The organism is Proteiniclasticum sediminis (assembly GCF_018128025.1).
GTDB lineage: Bacteria > Bacillota > Clostridia > Clostridiales > Clostridiaceae > Proteiniclasticum > Proteiniclasticum sediminis.
The window spans coordinates 258,547-280,813 of sequence record NZ_JAGSCS010000002.1; the positions used below are offsets into that span (position 1 = coordinate 258,547).

The following is a 22,267-nucleotide window of genomic DNA, read 5'->3' on the forward strand; positions in this document are numbered from 1 at the left end:
GGTGTCACATGAGTTTTGGAAGTTTTGCCATGAAAGAAATCCCGGGAAGAGAGCAGGAAGAGGCTTTAAACCGGGAACTGAAAATGAAGAAAAAACGAGGGCAGGATGAAGTGGTCATCGAAGTGCTCAACAAGGTCATCGAGGAAATGGCGCTCTCCGGGATTTCCGCGGAAGAGGGAAGAAAGAAGGATGTGGCTGTCCTGGTGGGGAATCAGGTCAATGAGGTGGTGAATCTCTCCAAGAAGCACATCGCCTATGGCGAACGGCAGGCTGTGGTCCAGGCAGTGCTGGATGAAATCTTCGGATTTGGCCCCATCACGCCGCTCTTGGAGGATGATACCGTATCGGAAGTCATGGTCAACGGACCGGACAAAGTCTATGTGGAGCGGAAGGGAAAGCTCACCCGGACGGAAGTAACTTTCCGGGATGATCAGCACTGCATGCACATCATCGACAAAATCATCGCCCCCATCGGCCGTCGGGTGGATGAAAGCTCCCCCATGGTGGATGCGCGCCTTCCCGATGGTTCCCGTGTGAACATCATCATTCCGCCCCTGGCGCTGAAAGGTCCCACCATCACCATCCGTAAGTTTGCGGCAGATCCTTTCACCCTGGAAGACCTGGTGTCCTTTGGTACCTTGACCATGGATATGGCGAGGTTCTTAAAGGCCAGCGTCAAAGGGAGAATCAACATCATCGTGTCCGGCGGAACCGGTTCCGGTAAAACCACCTTCCTGAACATTATGTCCAGCTTTATTCCGGAGGATGAGCGCATTGTGACCATCGAGGATGCAGCGGAGCTTCAGCTTCAGCAGGATCATGTCATCACCCTGGAAACCCGCCCGGCCAATGTGGAGGGAAAGGGGAAGGTTGCCATTCGTGATCTGGTGGTCAACTCTCTGCGTATGCGTCCAGACCGTATCGTGGTAGGTGAGGTGCGTAGCGCTGAGGCGCTGGATATGCTCCAGGCCATGAATACCGGCCATGACGGTTCCCTGACGACGGTCCATGCCAACACTCCCCGGGACAGTCTGTCCCGTTTGGAGACCATGGTCATGATGTCGGGGATGGAGCTTCCATCCCGGGCCATTCGAGAGCAGATCGCTTCGGCGGTGCAGCTCATCGTTCAGGTTTCCCGTTTCTCCGATGGTTCCCGTAAGGTGCTCAAGATCACGGAAGTATTAGGGATGGAAGGGGACACCATTACACTCCAGGATATTTTCGAATTCCGTCAGGATGGGTTTGATGAGATGGGAAGAGTCCGCGGCAAGCATGTGGCCACGGGAATTGTGCCGGGCTACATCGACAAGCTGAAGACCCATGGGGAGATTTTACCGCCGTCTCTCTTTAAGCTGCCTCCCCAGGTGGCGGATCTGGGGTTTAGACGATGAAGCCCTTAATCCTGCTGGGAATTTTTGCAGGCTCCTTCTTCCTTTTCCTGTCCCTCTACATGGTCGTCTTTTCCCGATCCCTTCACTTGAAAGAACGGTTAGCTTCGCTGAAAACCTTGCCTGGTGCGGAGCGAGAAGAGGATGAGGAGATTTTGCCGGAGGAAAAGGTGAGTGTTGGGGAAAAGTCACTGGGGGAGCGTTTTCGAAGTGCCACGGGGCTGGAGAAGTATTTGGCCAAACGGCGAAAGCAGCTGATCCAGGCTTCGATTCTCATGAAGGCTGAAGAGTTCCTGCTCTTCACCATCCTGGCTTCGGTGTTTCTTTTCTTTCTTCTCTATGCGCTAACTAAAAATGTCCTGCTGGGAATACCGGGCCTGTTTCTGGGCTTCCGGCTTCCGGATCTTTTTATCCTTTCGGTGAAGAAGAAGAAAAACCAGAAGGTGAATGAACAGCTTCCTGACGCCCTCAATGCCATTGCCAACAGTCTGCGTTCTGGCCTTAGCTTTACCCAGTCCATGGCCATTGCCGTGAAGGAAATGGAACAGCCCATTGCGGAGGAATTTTCCCGGGTCATTAAGGATAATGCCCTAGGGAAACCCTTGGATGAAGCGCTCATGGATCTGTCCCTTCGGAATGATGACGAAGATATGGATATGCTGGTGACGGCGGTGATGATTCAGCGCCAGGTGGGAGGCAATCTTGCGGAGGTGCTGGATGTCATCACGGGGACCATCCGGGAGCGTATGCGCATCAAGGGTGAGGTTCGTACCCTGACTTCCCAGGGAAAGATGTCCGCCCTGGTGGTGGGGCTTCTTCCAGTGGGGATCGCCTTCATGATCTACTCCATGAATCCGGAGTATATGACGGTGCTTTTCACGGAGTCCATGGGTAAGCTCATGATCGGCCTTGCGGTCACCATGGAGCTCATTGGTGCCTATCTCTTGTCAAAAATCATCAAAATTCAAGTCTAGGAGGATCTTTCCATGGCGTATCTGTTAACCGCAGCATTTTTTCTCAGTGCTTTTTTGGCCGTCATGGCGGGATATGAGATTTTCCTTAAAGATGCGGATCATCTCCAGGGGAGGCTCCTGCAGCTGGGACAGAGCCAGCAGGAGGAAGAGCTGGACGAGATGAAGAAGCCCTTTGCGGAGCGTGTGCTCACGCCCGGCTATGAGCGGTTCATCGCCACCATCACCAAAGCTACGCCCAAATCCATTCGCATGAAATATGAAAAGCTCATTCAGCAGTCAGGCTATCTGGGGAAGATGACGCCCAGTAATATCATCAGCATGCAGGTCATGATGGCGCTGATTGTGGTGGGGGTTTCGGTTCTCCTTGCTTCGGGGATGGGGAAACCCTTAAGTCCCATGCTCTATCCCCTCATCATCCTCATCGCCTTCATGGTACCCTACAGCTTCTTCAATACAAAAGCTCAGAAGAGGCGGCTGGTGGTTCAGAATCAGCTGCCGGATATGCTGGATCTTCTCTACATCAGTGTGGAAGCGGGGCTTGGCTTTGACATGGCGCTGAAGAAGTCCACTGACAAGATGAAGGGGCCTTTAAGTGAGGAAATAAAGCGGGGGCTCTCGGAGATCTCCAAGGGGAAAGGCCGCCAGGAAGCCTTTCGGGGGATTATCCAGCGCACGGGCGTGGATGATGTGAACACCTTTATCACCGCAGTAATCCAAAGTGAGATGCTGGGAACAAACATCGCCAATATGCTGAGGGTTCAATCCCATGAGATGCGCCAGCGAAGACGACAGCGGGCAGAAGAGAAAGCCCAAAAGATCCCGATCAAGATGCTGTTCCCGCTGATTTTCTTTATGCTTCCGGCGCTGTTCATTGTGATTCTGGGTCCTGCAGGGATCAATATGATTAAAACCCTGACGAAAATGTAGAAAAATCCTTGATTATTCCAAGAAAAATTCAATATTTCTCCATGGAAAATGTAAACCTTATGTGAATCAAAGTGATGAGCATAAGGTTTTTTGTATTATCTGTGAAACATCGTTTTTAATATTCCATTATTCTTTTTTTCGAAAAATCAGCAGATTTGGTGAATGCTGTGGATAGAATTGCGTGAAAAAACAAAAATCAAAGCATTGCTTTAATCAAAGATTAAAGAGAACAAGAATTAAGGGAAGATTAAATTTGATCCAAGATATGATATGATAAAAAATGTCGAAATTAGACGCAAATTGCGAGGTGATATCACGTAAAAGTGAAGTTTAACTCAAAAAAATCATGTTGACTTTTAACCTTGCTCAATATAAACTACAAATAACAGGAAATATACAGGATATTGTCGAATGTTTATTTCAGGTATTAAACCAAAAACGAAAGGAGATTTATCATGGAATTTCTGAGAAAACTGTGGACGGATGAAGAAGGACAGGGCTTGGTTGAGTACGGACTGATTATTGCGCTTGTTTCATTAGCTGTTATTGTCGCACTTACTTTAGTGGGAACAAATCTCAACAGCTTGTTTAAGAAGGTTACTGACAAACTCTCTTAGGACGAGTTGATATTCTAAAGCCCCCTTGGAAGAGGGGGCTTTTTTCTAAAAAGGAAGTGTTACAGATGATGAACAACTTTCTCAAATCTGAAGATGGGCAATCATTGGTAGAATATTCCCTAATCATATCCCTTGTTGTTTTAGCAGCGGTCGGTGCGGTATTTCTTTTTGGACAACAGCTAGGTTCTCTTTATGAAAAAAATAAAAATGAGATCCTAGGCGGCTTAGGTGCGCCATGAATGTAATTGCTTTAGTCATTTTACTTGTTGTTTGTGTATATTTCGATTTAAAGTATAGAAAAATCCCTAATAAGATCACAATACCAATTTTGCTTTTCGGCGTGATTTATTGGACTGTTGTAAATAAACTAGACGGTCTTACATTTGGTCTAGTTGGAGTCTTAGTGGGATTTCTTGTTTTTCTAGCTCCATATATTGCTGGAGGTATGGGTGCAGGTGATGTTAAGCTCATGATGGCGGTAGGGGCACTACTTGGGTGGAAGCTCACCATTTTATCTGCCTTGTTTGCGGCAATTGCTGGTGGGTTAATTGCTCTAGGCTATATAATCTTAACTAAAAGTGGTAAAGATGCTCGTGTAGGCCTTTTCCAGATCATTATTGTACCAATCTTAAAGTTCCTTTATCGGTTTACAGGGGTGCGGAAATTTTTAACCTGGCAAACAAAATACGATAATGCGAAAGAAGGTACTACCAAAAAGTACATCCCCTATGCCATCCCCATAACGATTGGAACCTTGTTAGCTGTATCAGGATTGTTCCAGGGGATCATCAACTTTTGAATGAAGAACCAGAGGTGGTTTTTATGAATAAAACAAAGAAACTGTTCAAGCGGGAACAAGGGCAAAGTCTAGTGGAGTTTGCTCTTGTTCTTCCTGTTCTAATGCTGATTTTATTAGGGATCATTGAGTTTGGGTGGATGTTTAATGCAAAGATTACCTTGACTAGTGCGGCTCGAGAAGCAGCGAGAGTTTATGCCATCCATGGCAATGATACAACGTTGATCAATAAAGCCGTAACTGATGCAACAAAAGATCTCATTATTGAAGGTTCCCTGACTATTACACCTAAAGCATTAACAACAATGCCCACATCTGACGGGAAAAACAGTATTAAGATGGCTAAAGTTGAAATCTCTGGCAACATAAAACCTTTAGTTGGTTTTATCATTACCAGTAATGTGAACATGAAAGCTGAAGCTAGCATGCGAGTGGAATATGTGGTCCCCTAAGGAGGGAAGAACGATGAAAAGAGTAAAACTGATCCGGGAAGAAAAGGGCGCGGTTCTTCCCATAGTAGCAGTGTTTATTATGGTCGTAGCTTTTGGATTAGCTGCCCTTGTCATTGATGCAGGGATTCTTTTCTTTCAGCGTCGAAATATGGTGGCTGCAGCCGATGCAGGTGCTTTAGCTGGAGCTCGTGAATTGTATACCGGAATGTCTACAGATGAAATCAAGCAAATTGCCATAGATGTTGCAGTAACGAATGGCGCTGATGTAGGCAGAGTTACGGTGACGGTGAATAAAAGTGCCACGGCAATGTATCCATACCCCCATGTAATCGTTGAGAGTGTAAATAATTCCGACTTGATTTTTGCCAATGTTTTTGGAGTTGGAAATTCTGATGTCTATGCAAAAGCTGTGGCAAGAGCAGACAAAGCGCTTAATCCAGGTTTAATACCCTTGTTTATGTTGGATACCGATTATGAGGCTCTTGCAACTGGTGGAGTAGATATTGTTCACGAAAAAACCGTAACAATTACTGATAAAGATGATGGGAGTACTACAACTCTTAACTGGTCATCTGGGTTGATGTACTTTAATGACAATATATCTGGAATTCCAGGTGTAACAGAGTATCTTGGAAATCGTGGAATCGCTATGCCACAGTCCCTCATAGACTATCTCAATAATTTCAAACATATTCCAGGAAAGACAGGTTTAGGGCAAATAAACAATGATCCAGATGTGAAAAATGTCTTTTACCAGTGGTTTGATAATGCATATAAGCATTCGACAAATCCAGGAGAGCGTAAAGCTTACATGACGGGATTCATTCCAGTCATGGACACACAAAGATATTTGGATAGTTACGCGGGTAACAGCAATACAAAGCAGATCTTTCCTATTGCATATTTTGCAGAAGTTGTGGTAATCGACTATGTTGATCATCAAAAGGGTGACGGAGAGTCCAATGCATTTATCTACACGGGTGCAAATGCGTATGTAAACAAAGTTTCGACACCATATAACTGGAAATCTTTATATGGCCCTAAAGAAGATACAAAAAAGACCATAGTTCTAATGAAAACCGGCAAAACACTGACCATTGATCAAATGCTCGCAGGAGACTGGACCGGAACAATTTACGAAAATCAGAGCATTCGAAAAGCTACATTAGTTGATTAATCGTTGAAAGAGGAGTGAGAGCAGTTGAAGGTTAAAAAGAGTATCATCATCTTGGCTATAATTCTCGGATTATTGACCATGGGGACCCTTTATTATTACATCGAGACCTTGAATCAGGCACCAGTCGTCGAAGACGATTTAACTGATGTGGTAGTGGCTGTCAGTTCTATCCCTGCACATGTTAAGGTTACAGCGGAAATGGTTATTCTTAAATCACTTCCAACAGAAGCTGTGCATCCAGACGCTGCCACAAAACTTGAAGATATTGTAGGTTACACCACCAAAACTGAGATCTATAGTGAAGAACAAGTATTGAAGAGTAAAATTGCTACAGATATCACGCAAGCTGCATTGGCATACAGAATACCCGAGAATATGCGGGCGATTACAATCCCTTCCAATGAGATAAGCGGAGTCGGTGGATATCTCAATAAGGGAGACCGTGTGGACATTATCGTAACCTACAACGATGAAGCTATTAGTCCTGGTCTTCTTACGGTGACTCAGTTCCAAAACATTGAGATCTTAGAAATTGGTCCCTTAACTTTTACAGAGACAGGGGAGACAGCACTGAACAAAGGAGTAACATCTTCAATTACGTTATTGGTGACTCCTTCTCAAGCTGAAGTGATGGCTTTTGCTAACATTAACGGTGCAGTTCAGATGATCCTTAGAAACCCTGTAGACAACACAATCAACAACTTAACTCAGTTTAGTACACCAGAGTTTCCGACATGGAGAGGGAGGTAGACGATATGGATAAAATTAAAGTTATGATTCTGGAGAATGATGAAGTTCGACGATTAGAAATCGAAAATATTTTGTCCAATATTGAGTATCTTCTTTTTACGCAGGACGCGGAGACCTTTGAAGATGCGACTAGAGTCCTCGATATTGAGGATGTTGGTGTGGTTATCATTGGAAGTAAGTTTCTCCAAGATGGATACAAAGTTGCTGAGAGTATTACCACCGAACACCTCAATGTGGCAGTTATCATCGTGGAAGATGAAATTAAGGAAGAGACCATGCATAAAGCTCTCTTTTCCGGAGCTAAAGATGTGGTACTTCGACCAATTGTTCCCAATCGCTTAGTCGATTCGATTTATAAAGCCTATGAACTGAACAAAAAGCGAAATGAGATTCATCGGGATGGGCCTGTAAGGATAAAGCGAAAAGCGGAATTAGGGCAAGTTATCACGGTGTTCAGCACAAAGGGTGGAGTAGGTAAGACATTTGTGTCCGTGAACTTGGCGGTTACCTTAGCAAAAGAAACCAAGAAGAGAGTAGTTCTCGTTGATTTGGATCTCGATTTTGGAAGTGCTGCATTGGCGTTAAACATTCAACCCAAATATACAATTTCAGATGTGGTTAATGACATAAGAAACATCGATCCAGACCTAATCGAAAGTTACCTCCTCAATCATGAATCTGGAGTGAAGATTCTTCCGGCAAATATTGAACCATCAATGAATGAGTTTATCAATGCCGAACATATTCAGATTATTCTTCGAAACCTTCAGAACTCCTATGACTACATCATTGTGGATATGCCTGGAAGGTTTTATGATCCGATTAATCCTGCATTTGTTTTTGCAGATAAGCTCCTAATGATCACAACGCCTGAGGTATCCACAGTCCGGAATATTAAAGCCTCACTCGTAACGCTTAATGATTTAAATTATCCTAAGTCCAAAATTAAGCTCCTTCTAAATAAGGCGGATAATCGAGGAGAAATTCGGGCTCATGATGTGGAGAAGACACTAAATCAAAGTTTGTTCTCCGTCATCGATGCAGACTACAAAGGCGTTATTTCTTCTTTGAATCAGGGAGTTCCCTATGTCATGAAAAATCCAAGAAGTTCCATTACAAAGGGCTTCAGAAACCTAGCGAACAAAATGCAGGAGGTTGCACCAGAACCTACAGCAAAACGATAAGGCGAGGTGACAGAAATGAATTTCAGCAATTTTAACCTCAATGACCCAGATGTGCGTCAAGTCATCAACAAAGAAAATGATGAAATGAGCATACGTCGACAGAAGGATATTGAAGATCTGTCACAAGAGGTTTTAGGAAAAATTATTGATGAAGTGAGTATCTCACTGGATAAAAATGATGCATCACAACGCAAGATGATCATGGATCTGATTAATGAGAAACTCAATGAAATTTTAAATCAAAACCGAAAGCATCTTTCCCAAATGGACAAGCAGAAGGTCCAAAAGATGGTCTTGGATGAAATTTTTGGATATGGACCCATAACTTCCCTTTTGGAAGACCCTACAGTGACTGAAGTCATGGTTAATGGTCCGGATTTGATCTATATTGAGCGCTTTGGCAAGATCGAACCCACAGACAAGAAGTTTAGAGATGACCGACATGTGCTCCATACCATTGACAAAATCATTTCTCCTTTGGGAAGAAGAGTAGATGAAAGCTCACCAATGGTGGATGCACGACTTCCTGATGGATCTCGTGTTAATATCATAATCCCGCCACTTTCAATCAAAGGACCAGCGATAACAATTCGTAAGTTTGCTGTTGATCCTTATACGCTGGAAGATCTGATCACCTTTGGTACTTTAACGATGGATATGGCGAAAGTCCTCAGAGCTTGTGTCCGTGGAAGGATCAATATTGTGGTATCTGGTGGAACCGGTAGTGGTAAAACCACATTCCTGAATGTGGTTTCTGGATTTATTCCTGAAAATGAACGTATCGTAACCGTAGAGGATGCAGCAGAGCTTCAGCTCCAGCAAAGGCATGTACTTCCATTGGAAAGCCGACCAGCGAATATTGAAGGCAAAGGAAAAGTAACCATCAGAGATCTTGTGGTTAATACGCTTCGTATGAGACCTGACCGGATTGTCGTTGGAGAAGTTCGAAGCGGAGAAGCCCTTGACATGCTCCAGGCCATGAATACCGGCCATGATGGCTCTTTGACGACAATCCATGCGAATACCCCTCGAGATACCTTGGCTCGTTTAGAGACAATGGTCATGATGAGTGGAATGGAGCTCCCCTCAAAAGCAATTCGGGAACAAGTTGCTTCAGCAATCAATCTGATCGTTCAGGTCGCTAGATTTACAGATGGTACACGTAAAGTGACGAAAGTAACGGAAATTGTGGGCATGGAAGGGGATACAATCACCTTGCAGGATATATTCATTTTCCGTCAAGATGGATTTGATGAACGCGGCGGTGTTGTAGGGAAACATGTTGCCACAGGAATAGTACCCAACTTCATGGAAAAGTTAAGAACACACGGTGAAACACTACCTGCTAGCATTTTTAAACCGAATGAATCTACAGCAGAGTTCCCCACTGGAAGGAGGTAAGCCATGAAGTATTTAGCATACGGCACCTTTTTCCTTTTTGTGACCTTAGTTTTTGCGTTGCTGTTTTTGCTGATTACACAAAATAAGTCTCGTACAAAGTCTAGACTCCAGGAAATCCAGAAAACTGGTGGAGATCTCGTGGAAAAGACTTTCGATGATTTGGGCAAGGACCCAAATTCGAAGGGTCTTTCTTATGTTCGACCTCCGAAGAAAAGCTTGTTTCAGGATATCTTCGATAAAAAGAAAAAAAAGCTAGCCCAAGCATACGTTTTAATGAAGCCTCAAGAGTTCTATCTGATTTCTTTATTATCCGGGTTAGGTGTATTTCTGCTATTCTATTTGCTGACAAGACTTGTTCCCATCGCCTTATTAGCAGCGGTACTGGGTTATATCTATCCGGAAATCTACATCAGCGGGTTAAAAAGAAAACGAGGGCAAAAATTAAATGACCAGCTTCCTGAAGCGTTAAACATAATCTCCAATGGTCTTCGTGCGGGGTTAAGTTTTTCCCAGGCTGTTAGTGTTGCAGGCAAGGATTTGGAAAGTCCAATTCGCGAAGAATTTCAGAAGATCATCCGAGACAATACTCTTGGAAAATCCATGGATGACGCATTAGTTGATTTTAGTAAACGTACTGACGATGAAGATGTAGATATGTTTGTAACAGCCATGATCATCCAGCGGCAGGTTGGCGGAAATCTTGCAGAGATCTTAGATACAATCTCGACTACGATTCGTGAACGAGTTCGCATTAAAGGTGAAGTACGAACGCTGACTGCTCAGAGCAAGTTATCAGCTGTCATTATCAGTATGCTTCCAATCGCAATTGCTCTAATTCTTTCGCTATTGAACCCGGCCTACATTTCGAAGCTCTTTACCACAGCATTAGGTTTAGTTATGTTGGTTTTAGCAAGTATACTGATGTTTATCGGTATCCTATTACTGTCAAAACTTGTTAAACTAGAAGTATAAGGAGGCGAGAAGATGGAACTAATAGTATACGCTTTAATGTTTATCTTTTTCGCTTTAGTCTTTGGGATTATAGGTTTGGTTGTATCCAGTAAAAAGCAAATGGTCGTGCAGCGGCTGGACTCCATTAAGAGTTCCTACAATTATCCGGAAGAAGAAGACGAAATGAAAAAACCTTTTCGCGAACGGGTAATTGATCCAGCGTATCAGAAAGTTGTTACCGCACTGGGGAGTATTACTCCTTCCAGAATCAAAAAGAGATATGAGAGTCTGATTGTGGAATCTGGAAAGAGTCGGACAATGACAGTGAATAGCATTCTCGCAATACAGGTCATGTTATCTCTAGTTGTTAGTGGAGGCATATACCTATTGTTTAAACTGGTCAATGCCAAGATTCCTTTTATTTTAATTTTCCTGTTTGGCGTTTTGGTATTCTTCATTCCCTATGCATTATTGCATACAAGTGCCATGCAACGGCAGGTGAAAATAAGGAAGGCACTACCCGATCTTCTTGATCTGTTGTACATCAGTGTTGAGGCCGGGTTAGGGTTTGATATGGCGCTGAAGAAGTCCACAGAGAAGATGCCTGGACCCTTAAGCGAGGAAATCCTTAAGGCACTGGATGATATCAATAAGGGAAGAGATAGGCAAGAGGCGTTAAGAGGTATTGTTCATCGAACTGGTGTAGAGGACCTTAATACTTTTATTACCGCTGTGATTCAATCTGAAATGTTGGGAACTAATATCGCCTCGATGTTAAGAACACAAAGTACTGTGATGCGGCAGAAGAGAAGGCAGCGTGCAGAAGAAGCGGCAATGAAAATACCGATAAAAATGCTTTTTCCGTTAGTGTTTTTCATGATGCCGGCTCTCTTTGTTGTAATTCTGGGACCTGCAGTGATTAGTATTATTGAAAATCTTAGTAAAGTTTTGTAGAAAATGCTATATAATAGAATTAAACTAAGTAATTTCATGAGATATCATACTTGAGGTGAGGAGAGTGCAATGATGAGGCAAAGAAAAGTTTTTTCTTCGTTGATGTTGTTATTCTTCCTTGCCTCTTGTTTTGTTTTTCAAGGGGCGAAGCCAGTGAAGGGCGACACTGTCGATACCTTAGAGAATTTGGCTGTATCCCTAATCATCGATAAGTCAGGAAGTATGAATAATACCGATCCTGCCAAGATGAGAGAAACAGCAGCCAATATCTTCATCGACCTGTTAAGCCCGGAGGATAATCTGGGCATTATTTCTTTCAGCACCGATGTGGTGGAAGTCCAGCCCATGATCAATGTGGGCCAGGCCACGAAGGCTGCGATCAAAGGAAATTTGACCGGACAGCTCGAAGGCGGAGGAGATACGGATTATCTCAAAGCTTTCCAAAAAGCCAATGAGCAGCTAAGCTCCATCACGGATCCTAATATCAAGAAAGTCATCGTCTTTGTGACGGATGGAAGTCCGGATCCCGATCCTGCAAGAACCGCAGAGCCTGGGTTCATGGATACTTATATGAACAGCTTCTGGGACACCATTCGGAGCATTGGAAATAACGGTTACCCCGTTTACTCTGTGGCATTCGGATCCATTGACATGAGTGTCTTGGATCGTATCGCAGTGGAAACCCAGGGACAGTCCAAGGTGTTTTCTTCACCTGCGGATGTGGCGATGGAGTTTTTCACCATCATCAATCAGTTGAAAAATCGCAACGTATTTTTGAATGAGAACACTTCCTTGGTAGGTGCGCGAGACCTGGATTTTATTATGGACAAGTATGTCTCCCAGGCAACCTTTGTTCTTGCCAACACCACCGGCCCCATTGATCTGAGTCTTATTCCGCCGGATGGTGTTCAGGACAATGGAAAAGTGATCGTGGAGCGAAGTGCCAATTATACCTTGGTTACCCTGAATCAGGAAGAAACCGAACTTAGTGGAGCCTGGAAGATCCGCGTCAGCGGAACTACGGAGCTTGCCCTCTTGGGAGCCAAGGACATGTTTCTGAAAATCTGGATCGATACCCCCATTACTAATATTCAGCATCCCATCAATGATCCCCTTGTGGTGAAGGCCACGCTAACGGGAGCCTTGTCTGATAACATGCAGGTGGAGGGAATCGTCCTTGTTAATGGTGTGCAAGCCTTGAAGCCTTTGACCATGACCAAGGAAGGGGAAAATACATACATTGGAGAATTTTTGGATACAGGAACAGAAGGAAACTACCAGGTGGTTATTCAAGTGGTGGATGAGGAGCAAATCATTGCCAACACATCCTCTACGGTTCATGTGAAAGTTCTTCCTACTTTAACTTCAGATATCTCCTTCGTCAATGAGGGATTCCGTTTAGGCGAAAGTCGAATCGTCACCAGCACCCTCCAGATGGGAACAGTAAACTTAAAAGAGTCTGCAGACTTAAAGCTGGAGTTCTTTAATCTAGTTGCTTCGTATAGCGGTGGAGTGGAGAAAGTATTTTCGCTCTTCGATAATGGGCTCCCAGAGAATAGTGATGTGAAGGCGCAAGATGGACGATTCTCCACAAATATTACCTTTGACACGGAAGGTGCTATTAAACTGGCGCTCAAGGCCCGTGGTTTATACAAGAATGAAATCTTTATCCTGGAAAAGGAAGTCGGAACATCCTCCGTCTTCCCTCCGGGAAAGGTGGATGTCTCTATTTCCTCGGATCGGATTCTTGCGTTGAAGAACCAGAAGATTCCCCTGGATTTGACCCTAAAGAGTTCATCCAACTTTCCCGAGGTTATTCAGCTGATCATTCCCGAGACCTATGGACTACTTGATGTGTCGAAAATTCTCATCAACGCCATGGAAACCAAAACAGTAAGGGTGAACTTTACCCCTGCAGCAGATTTCAGCCTTTCGGATTTTGAAATCCCTGTGAGCTTTAAAGCGGAAAGTAGCTATACCACAGTGCTCAGCAATGCTTCAGCCTACCCGGTGAAGATCACCACGAACTTCATGCGGTTTATCTCCAGCGTCGTAAGAAGGCTGCCAGTCGTTGTCCAGCTCCTCAGTGTGTTGGTAATTCTGGCATCGGGGGTCATCGCCTTGGGATTGGTATTCTACAACTCCCGCTTCAGACCGGCGACTTACGTCACCGGAAAACTCATGTTCACCGTTCATAAGGATAATCCCGAAGACTACTTAGTTAGCGGAAAAGTGGATCTCAAACTGAAAGATTTCAAGAAAGACCACATTGTCATTACCCTGAATCCTGCCAAGGAAAGCGTCGCCGATGTTTATATCAAAGGAAGCAAGTACTCCTATGATATAATCTTGGAAAAACGCTATGAGAAGAGTCGGTTCAAGTTCATCGACGGCTACAAGAGTGTAAAAAAGAGACCTGGCGAAGCCGTCTATATTCGCACCACGGAGCCTGGAATTCTTCTGGTCAATCAAAGCATCTACACCAATATGGAACTGGTGGGCGATGTGATTTTCAACTCGGCGGAGTATCTCTTTAAGTATGAAAGTGCAGGCACTCATCCTGCGAAAGATCCCGATGCAAAAGATATACTGGAAGGCAGGATGTAGCATGAAGATTATCCATAAAGCCACGGGTGAGGTTCTCATCGAACACGTGGAGGAGGCAGATACCTTCTATAAACGGTTTAAAGGCCTCATGGGCAGAAAGTCTCTGAAAGAGCATACTGCGATGAAAATTGAGCCCTGCAGCAGTATTCACTGCTTCTTCATGAAGATTCCCATCGATGTGGTTTTTCTTTCGAAGGAGCATCAGGTGCTGAAAATCATCCCAGCTATGAAGCCTTGGACGGTTAGCCCTGTGGTTCGGGGAGCTCGCTATGTTTTAGAAGCCAATGGCCACGCGTTTTACGGAAAACTAAAAGAAGGGGACTTCATTCAATACACAGAGGGAAGTCAGGGTGCATAAGAGATGAACACTGTCATTGTCTACTATTCCCATTCCAACAATACTCGCACCGCAGCGGAGCTTCTGGGAAGCAATCTCAACGTGAAAGTCGTCGAGCTGAAAGAAGTAAAAAAGGGAAATGTAATCCAAGCGCTCCTTCGCCGCTGCTCCAAGCTTCAGGATGATCCCTGGAAAGAGATTGAAGAGGCGAAGCTGGTTTATCTCATGTATCCCATTTGGGCTGGCCATAGCGTCCCGGCCATGAATGCCTTTGTCAGCAGTCCCAAGGCTAAATTTCAGGGGAAAGAAGTGATCATCGTCACCTTTATGGCTTCACCGGAGGAGTCCAGTAGTTCCAAAGCCCAGGACCACATCAGTAACTTCGTTCGAAAATCCGGAGGCGTGGTACGCAGTACCTACGCCATCCAGGGAGGAAGCATGAATGTGTTCATTGGGGATGAAAAAATTAAAGAGCGGATGGATAAAGTCCGCTGGGATGAACTATAGACATAAATCAAAGGTCAGCATTTGCTGACCTTTATTTCTAGAATGGAGGCATTATGAAGACACTGGAGAACAACATCAGCAGACTTATTTTCATCATTTTAGTATTCTCCCCAATATTAATCAGTCCTGGCATTTTTGATGACACCTATTTTATTAAAGCCTCATTCATCATCGTAATTACAATGCTGATTAGTATAAAACATCTACTATATGCTAAAGATAAAAGTAAAAGGATTTACAATTACTTCAAAGAAGTTCGGTGGTTTTTGGGATATTTCTTTTTTATCGCAGTCTCGACTATTTTTAGCGTGGATCCATTAAACTCAATCTTAGGGTATGAAAATCGTTGGGAAGGTCTAATAGTAGTTTTCTGTTATATTTTGCTACTCTTTTTTTCAGCAAAGTATTTTGAATTGACAGAGAAACGAATGGATTTTCTGCTTGTGTTGGCATCAGTCCTATCTTTAATTAGTATTTTTCAATTTTTGGGTAAAATGAATTTAAATGACCTTTACTATCCGATAAATGATTCGTTTCTACGCCCTTATTCGACATTAGGTAACCCCAATTATTTAGGGAACCTTATGACGATATTTATTTGCATTTCTGTATATCTCTATCTAAAGTCAAGTCATATTTTCTATCTTGTAGGCAGCGGATTCTTTTATCTTGTTCAGCTCATGACGCTTACTCGAGGCGCTTGGGTTGGCACTGTGACTGGGCTTGTTGTTTTATTCAGTTTTTTTATGCGTAAAAAAGCATGGAAGCAGATCGGCTCGATTATCATAACATTTATCTTCATTACAATAGGATTGGATTTGATTCTAGGCGGTGTGATAGTACTTCGTTTTTTCTCTATCCTAATGGAGTTCTTTAATCTTACGACATCAAATAATCCAGATCCAGAGGGGGGATCGTACCGAATCTTACTTTGGAGTACGGCGATCAAAGAGTTTCCAAGACGTCCTTTCCTAGGAGTAGGGATTAGCAACATTGGGTATATCTTCGAGAACTATCATCCCCAGGTAAAAGCAATTCTTGATTCGGTAGGGGTATCAACAGAGCGGGTTCATAACGAATTATTACAGATTGCAGTAACCACAGGGATTTTTTCCCTTATTTGCTATCTTGCAGGTTTTGGTAGTATTATTCGTAGAATTTTCAAGAATGTTAGCGCAAATAACGATTTCGTACTATATCTGGCAATTTTAATTGGCTATTTTACTCAATCACTTTTCTCTTCAAGTGTGATTTCATTCTCTTATTATTTTTGGATTATGTTAGGTTCTGCACTTTATAAAGTCCGAAAACACGAATTATTTCTAGAAAATATCCGATAACATTTGAATGTAATTCAAATTGGAAATTCGAAAGGCATTGTTATAATTTTATGAATATTTGGGTGTTCTTGTTTTAATGATGCCAATTTTTGCTATGATGGAGTTGTTCCAAGCACTAAAAAACGGGAGGAAGAGTTATGGAAGAGAAGAACAAAATGTTTTGTTTCCAATGCGAGCAAACCGCTCACGGCACAGGTTGCACCATCCAGGGCGTATGCGGGAAAACGGCGGATGTGGCCAACATGCAGGATCTTCTGATTTATCAGCTCAAGGGAATCTCCAACTACATGGCAAAACTCATGGAGAAAGGGGAAGAGCCTGAAGAGTCGTTAGTGGAATTCATGGAAGACTCCTTATTCATGACCCTCACCAACGTGAATTTCAATCCTGAGGATCATGTGCGTCAGCTTAAAGAATCCGCGAAAGTCAAAGCAATGCTGAAGGAAAAACTCGGCTACGCACTAGAAAACGGCGAAGCCGCCTATGAACTTCGGGAAACCAAGGAAGAAATTCTGGAAGATGCAGTGCGCGCGGGGATTTTCGCCGATGCTACCCTGGATCCCGATATCCGCAGCGTCCGGGAGACTATCAAGTATGGACTGAAAGGAATCTCGGCCTATGCCCATCAGGCGCGATTCATTAACTACGTCAATCCTAACGTGAGCCGCTTCTTCTTCAAGGCATTGGACAAGCTCACGGATAACAATCTGAATCTTGGAGAGAACATCCAGTTGCTGCTGGAGACCGGTAAACATGCTTATCTGGTCATGGAGACCCTGGATAAGGCAAATAATGAAACCTACGAGGCACCCACTCCCCACAAGGTCAACGTCAACGTGAAGAAAGGACCGTTCATCGTCATCTCCGGCCATGATCTTCGGGATCTGGAAATGCTCCTGCAGCAGACCGAAGGAAAGGGCGTCAATATCTACACCCATGGCGAAATGATTCCTACCCACGGGTATGAGGGGCTGAAGAAGTATCCTCACCTTGTCGGAAACTACGGCGGAGCCTGGCAGAATCAGCAGAAAGAGTTCAGCGATCTGCCCGGATGCGTCCTCATGACCACCAATTGTCTCATGAGACCCGCCAAGAGCTATGCAGACCGAATCTACACCACCAACGTGGTGGGCTTTGAGGGTATCAAGCATATCCCTAAGAAACCCGATGGCACCAAGGACTTCAGTGAAATCATCGAGCAGGCTTTATCTTTAGGTGGCTTCCCTGAGGATGAACCCGTCAAGGAAATCCTTGTGGGCTTTGGCCATAAAACCACCCTCAGTTATGCCGGAAAGATCCTGGAAGCGGTGAAAAATGGCGAGATCAAACACTTCTTCGTCATCGGTGGTTGCGACGGAGCAAAACCCGGTCGTGACTACTATACCCAGTTTGCCCTGGCTACTCCCAAGGATTCCATTATCCTGACTCTCGCCTGCGGAAAGTATCGCTTCAACAAGCTGGACTTCGGCGAAGTGGCGGGCCTACCAAGACTTTTGGATGTGGGACAGTGTAACGACGTCTATTCGGCCATCCGCATCGCAGCAGCCCTGGCTGAAGCCTTAGGCGTGACAGTCAACGATCTGCCCTTATCCCTCATCGTCACCTGGTATGAGCAAAAGGCCGTGGCTGATCTTCTCGCCCTCCTCTGGGTGGACGTGAAGGGCATTAGATTGGGACCCACACTGCCAGCCTTTGTCACCCCCAATGTCCTGAACTTCCTGGTGGAGAACTATGGGATCAAGCCCATCACCACCCCGGAGAAGGACCTGGCAGAGATCTTTGCCTAACCCATAACTGTTTAATCCGTCCGGATCTTCCTTTTGGGAGGTCCGGATTTTGTCTTCTGCTTACATAACGTTAAAAATCATCCTTTCATAAAAATGGTATAATGAGAATATGAAACCCATGCTGAGTAAGGAGAACCGCGTTATGGATAAAATAGAGTTTGAAGCTGAAATGATGAAGGTGCCGGATATTGACGGAGCCTATATTATAATACCCTTCGATGTGAAGGAAACCTACGGCAAAGGAAGGGTAGCCGTTCACGCCACCTTTGACGGTGAACCCTACGAGGGAAGTCTGGTCCGCATGAAAACCCCATATCATATTCTGGGGTTACGAAAAGAAATCCGGGCGAAAATTGGAAAGCAGCCGGGAGATAAGGTGAAAGTTACCCTGATGGAAAGAGTCAAGACTCATGAATAGGGATGTCATGATTGAAGAAGTTCTCCACCGCTTTCCAGGATGTCGGGTGGAGATACTGGACAAAGGCTGGTCAGAAGATCGGAAATACATCCTTCATTCGGAGACTTCACGGACACTTCTCCGCGTCTCGGGAAAACCCTTGGAGGTTCAGCAGGAAGAATTGGACTTGGTCGGCGCCTTAGCTTCGGTGGAGGGGATGATCCATCCCCTGGAGGTGGGCAGTCTTTCGGAGGAATGGACCTTCATCCGCTACACCTACTTACCTGGAGAAGATCTGCGGGAAGCGCTTCCCCAGCTCACTGAAAATCTCCAGGAGGAGCTGGGGATTCAGGCAGGAAGGCTTCTTCAACGAATCCATGAAGTCCCCGCAAAGCGTGAGGGATCCTTTGGTACCTTCTTCTCCAAAAAGTTGGATCGGAAGATCCAGGCCTATCATGACAGCCAAGTGGTCATTCCGGAACTGGAACAGCATCTGCCCTATATCGCGGATCATCGGCATCTTCTGGAGCATCGCCCCACCAGGCTTCAGCACGGAGACTTTCATCCGGGCAATATGCTCCTTCATGAAAAATCTGTAGGGATCATCGACTTTAACCGTTGGGACAAGGGGGATCCCTATGAGGAATTCAATCGGCTTCCCGCCTGCAGTCAGGTGAGTTTGCCCTTTGCCCAGGGACTCTTAAGGGGTTATTTTCCAGAGAATCCTCCAGAGGAATTCTTTTTGCTGCTGAAGCTCTATGTTCTCTCCAATGCCTTAGGATCCGTCCGCTGGGCACAGCTCCATTCCCCGGAAAGCCTTGATTATGTGTTGAATGTAACCCGGGAAACCTGTTCCTGGTACCCGTTATCCGAAGATTTTATTCCCCATTGGTACAAATCACACTGAACTTCGTTGCTCCACCTGTAGGCTTCACTGCAACAAGGAGGGAGTTCCATGAAGAAAGTTATCATGATTCTATTCAGTACACTATTTCTCCTTCTTTTCACCGCCTGTGACGAGAAGCCGGAGCATGACCCCCTGGGAACCTTCAGCGCTTACCAGGAGGCCTTTACCGCGATGGATTTTGGTGCCATGTATGACCTCTTGGCGAAGGAGAGCCAAGGTGCCCAGACCCGGGAAGACTATGTGAAGCTCTACATGGAGCTCTATACGGGGATTCCCATTACAGCAGCCCGCATGGAAAGCCGCATGGCTGATCTGGATCTTCGGCAGAAAGTCTATGGGAAGGATTCGGTGAAAGTGCCGGTGAACCTGATTTTGACGGTGCAGGGCCAAGAACTGACCTACAGCACCGACGTGAAGCTCATCCGGGAAAAGGATGAGGAAGGGAACACGAATTACCATGTGGCCTTTGCGCCGGATCTGGTTTTTCAGGACTATAAAAAGGGCGATAAGATCCTGGATCGGGAAGCCGGACCCATACGAGGAAGGATTCTGGATCGTAATGGAAAGGTCCTCGCCGGAAACACGGACGTCCTGTGGGTGGGCATGATCCCCGAATTTCTCGGGAAAGACAAAGCCGCTGCGGTGAAAGATCTGGCTCAGGCTTTAGGAATCAGTGAGGTGTACATTCAGGGACGACTCAATCTCAGCTGGGCCAAAGGGAATGTCTTCGTCGATGTCATGAAGGTCCCTTTGGAGGAGCAAAGCAAACTGGATGATCTCACCCGCCGGCATCGGGGGATCACCTACCGAAAGGTCCAGGACAGAGTCTATCCCTATGGCTCCTCCGCTGCCCATCTCACCGGTTATGTGGGTCTGGTGACAAAAGAAGAGTATGCCAAACTTCAGCCCCTGGGCTTTGGGCTGGATGCCAAAGTGGGCAGAGCGGGTCTGGAGCTTCTCTATGACGAAGTGCTCCGAGGTCAAAAGGGCGTAGAGAAGGTCCTGGTAGACCAAAACGGCGTAGAAAAACGCATACTCACGGGATTTCAGACGAACCGGGGACAGGACCTGATTCTCACCATCGATGCCGACAAGCAGCTTAGTCTGTATCAGGCCATGGCCGGTTCTGCTGGGACCGGGTCCGTGGTGAACTACAAGACTGGGGAAATTGAAGCCTGGGTGAGCGTGCCAGCCTACGACCCCAATGGCATGATCCTGGGAATCCCCTCCATTTATTACGAAGTCCAGTCCAAGGATCCGGGAAAGCCACTCCTTAACCGCTTTACCCGGCGCTATGCCCCGGGTTCCACCATAAAGCCCCTGACGGCAGCCATCGCCCTGGACATGGGAGGCTTTGATCCGGAGTTCACCCTGGAACTTGCCGGCACGAAATGGCAGAAGGAAGCCGCCTGGGGAAACTACTTCATCACGCGAAAGATTGACCCCTTAGGCCCCGTGGATCTGGAAAAAGCCATGATTCTATCGGACAACATTTATTTTGCCCAGATGACCCTGGAAATGGGGGAGGCGACCTTCCGCCAAGGGCTACAGCGTCTAGGTGTCGGGGAGGATGCCCAACCTGGATACCCCCTGGAAATTTCCCAAGTGGCCAATACAGACACCATGAACAGTGAAATCCTCCTGGCAGACAGCGGCTATGGTCAAGGACAGGTTTTATTTAACAGCCTGACGCTGCCCCGGGCGCTCACGGCCATTGCTGATGGCGGAAAACTCAAGTCTCTGCGGCTGCTGTTTACGAAGAACCCTGTTGAACAGAAGGAGGTTCTCTCCGAGGCTACCGCCCAGAAGATCCTCGGCTATATGGAAAAGGTTGTGGCCGATCCCCAAGGCACAGGATATGTTGCCCGGATGGAAGGATACACCTTCGCCGGAAAAACCGGCACCAGCGAAGTGGGCAGCGGAAGCTCCGCCCAGGAAAACTCCTGGCTCACCCTGATCAATCGCGATCCTCAGCATCCTTCCATCGTCACCATGATGGTGGAAAACACCAAGGATCTGGATGGTACGGGACTTATGGCAGGAAAGATGAAAACCTATTGGACAAGCCTTCCTCAACCTTAAACAACGAGAAGGAGCCAAGTCGCTGGACTTGGCTCCTTTTAACGATAATTCTAAAATAATTCCGGACAGCGCTAGGATGGCATTCGAATCAATCCACTAAATAAAACATGAAGCGATTGATTATTGAAGAGGCCATCCTAGCTGAGTCTGGGTTGTTGGTGTACTTATGATTGTACACTCCTTTCTGTTTTGGTATAGCGTGATGTTTCTTGTCTATCTTCCAAGGCTTTTAGGGATGGGCTTATAGACTCGAGACTCTGCATCAGGCTACCCCACGAACCGAGCTTGAACCACTCCATTACGCTTCGCATGACACAGAAGGGGGAGAAGCTGATTCTCGAAGCTGAGCATAATCATCGGATTGTCACTGGATTCTCCGGTGAAGGTATTCCTCTTCGTACTATAATGATACGGGACTTGAAGGGATTTCGCAAGGCTCCTGGCAGGGGCTCAGGGGGAGTCCGGGACAATCACCATGAAGTTATTGGAATATTTGAACGTTATCTCCCTCAGGCTTGCGTTTTTGAAAAATAATCCTGAATCCCCCCTCATATCCTCGGGATGCCGCTATAGCCCTGCAAAGTTTACCCCAAGATCACCAGAACTTAACCGGAGAAAGCCTGGGGCCCATGGACACTGTTCATCCCATGGACTATACTTAAATCAAACCCATGACTGGAGATGGTGTTTCACTATCATTCTTTTTCATCCAGCTATGGAAGATCTTGTGAA

At 45.5% G+C, this 22,267-nt stretch carries 21 protein-coding genes; all 21 read left to right on the top strand.

What is annotated here, in order from left to right:
• Positions 1-8: 8 nt before the first annotated feature.
• The 21 genes from KCG48_RS02800 to KCG48_RS02900 all read left to right on the top strand — a co-directional run bounded on the left by KCG48_RS02800 (position 9) and on the right by KCG48_RS02900 (position 21,535).
• Positions 9-1,391 carry a CpaF family protein gene (locus KCG48_RS02800; RefSeq protein ID WP_331000365.1) on the top strand — a complete coding sequence of 461 codons (1,383 nt, stop codon included), beginning with the start codon at positions 9-11 and terminating at the stop codon, positions 1,389-1,391.
• On the top strand, positions 1,388-2,362 hold the full coding sequence (locus tag KCG48_RS02805; protein WP_211799770.1) for a type II secretion system F family protein: 975 nt from the start codon (positions 1,388-1,390) through the stop codon (positions 2,360-2,362). Before KCG48_RS02800 ends, KCG48_RS02805 begins: the two co-directional genes overlap by 4 nt.
• A 12-nt stretch (positions 2,363-2,374) precedes the next feature.
• The gene (locus tag KCG48_RS02810) at positions 2,375-3,289 is read left to right on the top strand and encodes a type II secretion system F family protein (RefSeq protein ID WP_211799771.1); all 915 of its coding nucleotides are present in this window, start codon (positions 2,375-2,377) and stop codon (positions 3,287-3,289) included.
• Positions 3,290-3,744: 455 nt separating this feature from the next.
• A complete protein-coding gene (locus KCG48_RS02815) occupies positions 3,745-3,906 on the top strand; it encodes a Flp family type IVb pilin (protein WP_211799772.1) in 162 nt (53 codons plus the stop codon).
• Positions 3,907-3,971: 65 nt separating this feature from the next.
• Complete coding sequence (locus KCG48_RS02820) at positions 3,972-4,145, top strand: Flp family type IVb pilin (protein WP_211799773.1); 174 nt, start codon at positions 3,972-3,974, stop codon at positions 4,143-4,145.
• Positions 4,142-4,705: an A24 family peptidase gene (locus KCG48_RS02825; RefSeq protein WP_211799774.1), complete on the top strand. Its 564-nt coding sequence runs from the start codon at positions 4,142-4,144 to the stop codon at positions 4,703-4,705. The genes KCG48_RS02820 and KCG48_RS02825 overlap by 4 nt, the downstream gene beginning before the upstream one ends.
• A 23-nt stretch (positions 4,706-4,728) precedes the next feature.
• Entirely contained in the window at positions 4,729-5,154 is a 426-nt protein-coding gene (locus tag KCG48_RS02830) for a TadE family protein (RefSeq protein WP_211799775.1), read from the top strand.
• A gap of 13 nt (positions 5,155-5,167) precedes the next feature.
• Positions 5,168-6,331 carry a pilus assembly protein TadG-related protein gene (locus KCG48_RS02835; RefSeq protein ID WP_211799776.1) on the top strand — a complete coding sequence of 388 codons (1,164 nt, stop codon included), beginning with the start codon at positions 5,168-5,170 and terminating at the stop codon, positions 6,329-6,331.
• A 24-nt stretch (positions 6,332-6,355) separates the two neighbouring features.
• On the top strand, positions 6,356-7,081 hold the full coding sequence (gene cpaB, locus KCG48_RS02840) for a Flp pilus assembly protein CpaB (protein ID WP_211799777.1): 726 nt from the start codon (positions 6,356-6,358) through the stop codon (positions 7,079-7,081).
• A gap of 5 nt (positions 7,082-7,086) precedes the next feature.
• Positions 7,087-8,265 carry an AAA family ATPase gene (locus KCG48_RS02845; protein WP_211799778.1) on the top strand — a complete coding sequence of 393 codons (1,179 nt, stop codon included), beginning with the start codon at positions 7,087-7,089 and terminating at the stop codon, positions 8,263-8,265.
• Positions 8,266-8,280: 15 nt separating this feature from the next.
• Positions 8,281-9,666 carry a CpaF family protein gene (locus KCG48_RS02850; RefSeq protein ID WP_211799779.1) on the top strand — a complete coding sequence of 462 codons (1,386 nt, stop codon included), beginning with the start codon at positions 8,281-8,283 and terminating at the stop codon, positions 9,664-9,666.
• 3 nt (positions 9,667-9,669) lie between these two features.
• On the top strand, positions 9,670-10,638 hold the full coding sequence (locus KCG48_RS02855; protein ID WP_211799780.1) for a type II secretion system F family protein: 969 nt from the start codon (positions 9,670-9,672) through the stop codon (positions 10,636-10,638).
• Positions 10,639-10,650: 12 nt separating this feature from the next.
• Entirely contained in the window at positions 10,651-11,571 is a 921-nt protein-coding gene (locus KCG48_RS02860) for a type II secretion system F family protein (RefSeq protein WP_211799781.1), read from the top strand.
• Between the two features lie 102 nt (positions 11,572-11,673).
• Positions 11,674-14,178, top strand: coding sequence for a vWA domain-containing protein (locus KCG48_RS02865; RefSeq protein ID WP_269142392.1), 2,505 nt, complete (start codon positions 11,674-11,676; stop codon positions 14,176-14,178).
• 1 nt (position 14,179) lies between these two features.
• The gene (locus KCG48_RS02870; protein WP_211799783.1) at positions 14,180-14,536 is read left to right on the top strand and encodes a DUF192 domain-containing protein; all 357 of its coding nucleotides are present in this window, start codon (positions 14,180-14,182) and stop codon (positions 14,534-14,536) included.
• Between the two features lie 3 nt (positions 14,537-14,539).
• Positions 14,540-15,022 carry a flavodoxin family protein gene (locus KCG48_RS02875; protein WP_211799784.1) on the top strand — a complete coding sequence of 161 codons (483 nt, stop codon included), beginning with the start codon at positions 14,540-14,542 and terminating at the stop codon, positions 15,020-15,022.
• A gap of 53 nt (positions 15,023-15,075) precedes the next feature.
• The gene (locus tag KCG48_RS02880) at positions 15,076-16,362 is read left to right on the top strand and encodes an O-antigen ligase family protein (RefSeq protein ID WP_211799785.1); all 1,287 of its coding nucleotides are present in this window, start codon (positions 15,076-15,078) and stop codon (positions 16,360-16,362) included.
• Positions 16,363-16,499: 137 nt separating this feature from the next.
• The gene (hcp, locus tag KCG48_RS02885; protein WP_230976969.1) at positions 16,500-18,149 is read left to right on the top strand and encodes a hydroxylamine reductase; all 1,650 of its coding nucleotides are present in this window, start codon (positions 16,500-16,502) and stop codon (positions 18,147-18,149) included.
• 142 nt (positions 18,150-18,291) lie between these two features.
• Entirely contained in the window at positions 18,292-18,567 is a 276-nt protein-coding gene (locus tag KCG48_RS02890; RefSeq protein WP_211799786.1) for a DUF1905 domain-containing protein, read from the top strand.
• Entirely contained in the window at positions 18,560-19,453 is an 894-nt protein-coding gene (locus KCG48_RS02895) for an aminoglycoside phosphotransferase family protein (protein WP_211799787.1), read from the top strand. Before KCG48_RS02890 ends, KCG48_RS02895 begins: the two co-directional genes overlap by 8 nt.
• 48 nt (positions 19,454-19,501) lie before the next feature.
• Complete coding sequence (locus KCG48_RS02900; protein WP_211799788.1) at positions 19,502-21,535, top strand: penicillin-binding transpeptidase domain-containing protein; 2,034 nt, start codon at positions 19,502-19,504, stop codon at positions 21,533-21,535.
• The last annotated feature ends 732 nt before the right edge of the window (positions 21,536-22,267 follow it).

Excerpts from the sequence above, each read along its gene's own strand:
- KCG48_RS02800 (WP_331000365.1), top strand. The coding sequence starts at position 9 with ATGAGTTTTGGAAGTTTTGCCATGAAAGAAATCCCGGGAAGAGAGCAG.
- KCG48_RS02805 (WP_211799770.1), top strand. The coding sequence starts at position 1,388 with ATGAAGCCCTTAATCCTGCTGGGAATTTTTGCAGGCTCCTTCTTCCTT.
- KCG48_RS02810 (WP_211799771.1), top strand. The coding sequence starts at position 2,375 with ATGGCGTATCTGTTAACCGCAGCATTTTTTCTCAGTGCTTTTTTGGCC.
- KCG48_RS02815 (WP_211799772.1), top strand. The coding sequence starts at position 3,745 with ATGGAATTTCTGAGAAAACTGTGGACGGATGAAGAAGGACAGGGCTTG.
- KCG48_RS02820 (WP_211799773.1), top strand. The coding sequence starts at position 3,972 with ATGATGAACAACTTTCTCAAATCTGAAGATGGGCAATCATTGGTAGAA.
- KCG48_RS02825 (WP_211799774.1), top strand. The coding sequence starts at position 4,142 with ATGAATGTAATTGCTTTAGTCATTTTACTTGTTGTTTGTGTATATTTC.
- KCG48_RS02830 (WP_211799775.1), top strand. The coding sequence starts at position 4,729 with ATGAATAAAACAAAGAAACTGTTCAAGCGGGAACAAGGGCAAAGTCTA.
- KCG48_RS02835 (WP_211799776.1), top strand. The coding sequence starts at position 5,168 with ATGAAAAGAGTAAAACTGATCCGGGAAGAAAAGGGCGCGGTTCTTCCC.
- KCG48_RS02845 (WP_211799778.1), top strand. The coding sequence starts at position 7,087 with ATGGATAAAATTAAAGTTATGATTCTGGAGAATGATGAAGTTCGACGA.
- KCG48_RS02850 (WP_211799779.1), top strand. The coding sequence starts at position 8,281 with ATGAATTTCAGCAATTTTAACCTCAATGACCCAGATGTGCGTCAAGTC.
- KCG48_RS02855 (WP_211799780.1), top strand. The coding sequence starts at position 9,670 with ATGAAGTATTTAGCATACGGCACCTTTTTCCTTTTTGTGACCTTAGTT.
- KCG48_RS02860 (WP_211799781.1), top strand. The coding sequence starts at position 10,651 with ATGGAACTAATAGTATACGCTTTAATGTTTATCTTTTTCGCTTTAGTC.
- KCG48_RS02865 (WP_269142392.1), top strand. The coding sequence starts at position 11,674 with ATGTTGTTATTCTTCCTTGCCTCTTGTTTTGTTTTTCAAGGGGCGAAG.
- KCG48_RS02870 (WP_211799783.1), top strand. The coding sequence starts at position 14,180 with ATGAAGATTATCCATAAAGCCACGGGTGAGGTTCTCATCGAACACGTG.
- KCG48_RS02875 (WP_211799784.1), top strand. The coding sequence starts at position 14,540 with ATGAACACTGTCATTGTCTACTATTCCCATTCCAACAATACTCGCACC.
- KCG48_RS02880 (WP_211799785.1), top strand. The coding sequence starts at position 15,076 with ATGAAGACACTGGAGAACAACATCAGCAGACTTATTTTCATCATTTTA.
- hcp (WP_230976969.1), top strand. The coding sequence starts at position 16,500 with ATGGAAGAGAAGAACAAAATGTTTTGTTTCCAATGCGAGCAAACCGCT.
- KCG48_RS02890 (WP_211799786.1), top strand. The coding sequence starts at position 18,292 with ATGGATAAAATAGAGTTTGAAGCTGAAATGATGAAGGTGCCGGATATT.
- KCG48_RS02895 (WP_211799787.1), top strand. The coding sequence starts at position 18,560 with ATGAATAGGGATGTCATGATTGAAGAAGTTCTCCACCGCTTTCCAGGA.
- KCG48_RS02900 (WP_211799788.1), top strand. The coding sequence starts at position 19,502 with ATGAAGAAAGTTATCATGATTCTATTCAGTACACTATTTCTCCTTCTT.